General features: G+C 56.4%; 4 protein-coding genes. 1 reads left to right on the top strand and 3 read right to left on the bottom strand.

Going from position 1 to position 3,565, the window contains the following annotated elements; genetic code table 11:
* The first annotated feature begins 562 nt into the window (after window positions 1-562).
* A complete protein-coding gene (locus tag ACW8F6_RS16990; protein WP_491577078.1) occupies window positions 563-832 on the top strand; it encodes an acylphosphatase in 270 nt (89 codons plus the stop codon).
* A 97-nt stretch (window positions 833-929) separates the two neighbouring features.
* On the opposite strand, the gene ACW8F6_RS16985 is transcribed toward ACW8F6_RS16990, so the two are convergent.
* The 3 genes from ACW8F6_RS16985 to djlA form a co-directional block, all read right to left on the bottom strand.
* The gene (locus ACW8F6_RS16985) at window positions 930-1,688 is read right to left on the bottom strand and encodes an SDR family oxidoreductase (protein ID WP_491577077.1); all 759 of its coding nucleotides are present in this window, start codon (window positions 1,686-1,688) and stop codon (window positions 930-932) included.
* A gap of 92 nt (window positions 1,689-1,780) precedes the next feature.
* Window positions 1,781-2,611, bottom strand: coding sequence for a universal stress protein (locus ACW8F6_RS16980; protein ID WP_491577076.1), 831 nt, complete (start codon window positions 2,609-2,611; stop codon window positions 1,781-1,783).
* 185 nt (window positions 2,612-2,796) lie between these two features.
* The gene (gene djlA, locus ACW8F6_RS16975; RefSeq protein ID WP_491577075.1) at window positions 2,797-3,564 is read right to left on the bottom strand and encodes a co-chaperone DjlA; all 768 of its coding nucleotides are present in this window, start codon (window positions 3,562-3,564) and stop codon (window positions 2,797-2,799) included.
* Between the last annotated feature and the right edge of the window lies 1 nt (window position 3,565).

Raw genomic sequence — 3,565 nt, 5'->3', positions numbered from 1 at the left:
TTGGCCTTTTACGACCCCCAGCTATGCTGGGGGGCCACCAAGCCACTACCAGCAAACGCTACTTTTTAACGAAGCTAGCGCGCACAATACACGCACTCGCAAAGCACTGCTTTGCGTTGGCCTTTTACGACCCCCAGCTATGCTGGGGGGCCACCAAACCACTACCAGCAAACGCTACTTTTTAACGAAGCTAGCGCGCACAAAACGCACACTCGCAAAGCACTGCTTTGCGTTGGCCTTTTACGACCCCCAGCTATGCTGGGGGGCCACCAAGCCACTACCAGCAAACGCTACTTTTTAACGAAGCTGGCGCACATAAAACTCGCACCGGCAAAGCGGCAAAACCCCAGCACGGTTGTACATTCTTTTAGACCAAACGTTTTGCTAGGGCCATCTAATTGCTGCCAGATACACCGCAACTGCACCCCAATAGCCCCACTGATAGAAGCCGATTCGATTTTCCATTGTCTGATGCTCCCAGAAATCATCAGCCAACCCGCTAAGCTATACTTCTTGCACTCACGCTTTACGCCTAGCCACGCAACAGCGAGCATTAACAACCATGAAACTGTGCAAGCACTATGTCATTAGCGGTGTCGTTCAAGGCGTCTACTATCGAGCCAGCTGTCGCGAAAAGGCACTCGCCCTGGGTGTTACCGGCTGGGTGCGCAACTTGCCGAATGGCCAAGTGGAGGCGCTGGGCTGTGGAGAGCAACGGCAACTGGATCACTTTGAGCGGTGGCTGCGCATGGGGCCAGTCACCGCAGACGTGGATGACGTCACCAGTGCAGAAAGGCCGGTGGAACCCTTTACCACCTTCAGTGTGCGCTGATTGCACAGCGATGCGCACCCCACCAACAATGCGGCCCAGCCCCATGGCAGCCAGGCAGCATTTGTGTAGCAGCTACGCCACCGGCGAGTATTAGCTACTAGGAAAAACCGCCCGCCAGATCCAAAAAACTACCCGTGCAATAACCGGATTTTTCGGACGCCAGAAAGGCGATAGCCTCTGCCACTTCCTCGGCATAACCGCCGCGCCCCAGCGGAATACGGTGTTTTAGACGATCAACTCGATCCGGCTCGCCGCCCTCGGCGTGCATGTCGGTATAAATAAGCCCCGGGCGCACACAGTTAACTCGAATCCCCTCGCCCGCCACCTCTTTGGCGAGGCCACGCGTCAGCGTATCAATCGCACCTTTTGAGGCCGCGTAGTCAATATACTCGTGGGGCGACCCAGTGCGCGCAGCCATCGACGACACATTGATAATGCAGCCGCCTAGTCCACCATCGCTTCGCTGCATGCGCTTTACCGCCTCCCGCGCACAAACCATACTGCCTATGACATTGGTGCGAAAGATAGCGAGCATGCGCTCGGCACTCAGGTTCACCAGTGTGCTCTGAGTGGCAAGTATTCCGGCATTATTTACTAAAACCGCCAGGCGGCCCGGGTATTGATCCAGGCGCTTAAAAAGCGCAAGCACCTGGACCTCATCTGCGACATCTGTCTGCTCGATAAACGCCACACCCCCGGCGCCAACAATGTCATCGCGCACAGCGCTTGCCGCCGCGGCGTTAGATTTGTAATTGATACAAACCTGATAACCCTGTTGCGCCAAAAGGCGCGCGGTGGCCGCACCAATGCCTCGACTGCCTCCGGTTACCAAAGCCAAGCGCGCAGACTGATGCATACCTATTCCCCCACAGCAGTGTTTTTTCTCGACCAAATTTAAACCAAAAAAAAGCCAACCGCAGGGGTTGGCCTTTTTCGAACGGTTCGCCGTTACTTGGTGGTGGTAAATTCGTTACACACCATCACATCCACATCCAGCGCGCCAATAACGCGCTCGGCGGTATTGCCGCGCAAGAGTGTACCGGTAGAGCCCAGCTGGTTGAGCGTACCCATGACTACCAGGTCCGCATCAATGGCGCTGGCCACACCCGAAACCACTTCATCGGTATAACCCTGCTTGACGTGAATCCGATCGGCTGGCACACCTGTCTCATTGGCAAGGGCGCCGCGATCCGGATACAGCATGGAATCCAGGTAGCCGTTCACAAAGTGCAACTCGGCGCCGTAGTTGCCGGCAATGTATTTGGCACGCTGCACAATTTGCTTGTTGAGCTGGCGTTGTTTGTCTTTATCAGCCTGGAAGTTCACCGCAGCCAGCACCACTTTGCGCTTGTCGTGGGCGCCCGGGCGAATCAGTACCACGGGACAGGCGGCCTTTTTCAGTACCTGCCACTTAGATTCGGCAAAGGTAAAGCGGCGCGTGGTTTTTGCGTGCACGGGCAGATAAATCATTTCCGCGCCACAGCGCTTAGATTCCTGAATGATTGAGGCCTGCCAGTCACTGGACCAGCACACCTGAATTTCGCACTCCAATCCCGCTTTCTCTACGGGCGTGCGAATTTGATCGCGGAACCAGAATTCGTCGCGAAACAAGTGATCGTTGATCGCGCGGGTATCCACCGCTTCGCCATCAACGGCCACAAAAATAATCAGTTTAGGGCTAGGATTGCGAAACTTGGAGGTTATTAGCGCACGCTCCAACGCAATGTGTTTATCGTCGTTGGGGTCTACCACCACGAAGACTTTCTTTTCAGCTTCCATCTTTAACCTCTGTTGCCATAAGCCCCACGGGCTGTTTTTCTGTTGTTATAAAATCTATCGTTGACGCATTGCTACCAAGCCGCGCACGGAGCGCTGAACTTGAGGGCCTACCATATCACAGCTGTAGGCGCCCTCTCATGATTTCTGGGCGCAGACCCGCATTTTCAAGCGCCCGCAGCAAATGACTAGCCCTTGCGCGACTTGCGGATCAGGTCATAGGCGCGCTGCACCTCCTGCGCCCGCTCGGTGGCCACCTTAATCATATGGTCTGGCACGCCCTGCCCCATGAGCTTATCGGGGTGGTGTTCGCTCATCAGCTTGCGATAGGCCTTTTTCAATTCGGCATCGGACACCGATTTGTCCACGCCCAGCGCTGCATAGGCAGTGGCCAAATCGTGGCCCGCCGGTGGCGCGCTCTGGCCCCGAAAATGGTCCTGCGCGCGCAGCATGGCCATCAGCTGCTCGAACATGGCGCCACCAAAGCCCAGGCCGTCGGCAATTTCTCGCAGCGCTTGCTCTTCGCCGGGGTGCAACTCACCATCGGCCATGGCAATTCCCACCAAATAAGTCAGCAGTACGCGGCGCAAATTAGGTTGGCGCTGGGTGGCGCCAAAAAACTCGCTAACCACCGGCGCCAGGCGAAAATCGGTTTCGGTGCCGCGCTTAAACAGCGCAATGGCCTGCTGCCGGTTGTCATCCACAATGCCGTACTTTGCCATCACCTCTTCGGTATGGTCGATTTCAGATTGGGTCACCTGGCCATCGGCCTTGGCGATGTGCCCCAGCAGGGGAAACAGGGTATTGATAAAACGGCTCTCAAGCTCGCGCCGCTGTTCCGGGCTCATACCCGCGCCCACCTGCCGCAGCCCGCGATCAAAAAAGTGGCCGGCAATCACGCCAATCACCAGACCCAGCGGCCCAAGTGTGAGCATGCCCACCAGACCGCCAATTATT

The sequence above is a fragment of the Simiduia sp. genome, assembly GCF_058345725.1.
The sequence above is the reverse complement of the archived record's forward strand: the minus strand, read 5'-3'. Positions and strand labels throughout refer to the sequence as shown.

Excerpts from the sequence above, each read along its gene's own strand:
- ACW8F6_RS16980 (WP_491577076.1), bottom strand. The coding sequence starts at position 2,611 with ATGGAAGCTGAAAAGAAAGTCTTCGTGGTGGTAGACCCCAACGACGAT.
- ACW8F6_RS16985 (WP_491577077.1), bottom strand. The coding sequence starts at position 1,688 with ATGCATCAGTCTGCGCGCTTGGCTTTGGTAACCGGAGGCAGTCGAGGC.
- ACW8F6_RS16990 (WP_491577078.1), top strand. The coding sequence starts at position 563 with ATGAAACTGTGCAAGCACTATGTCATTAGCGGTGTCGTTCAAGGCGTC.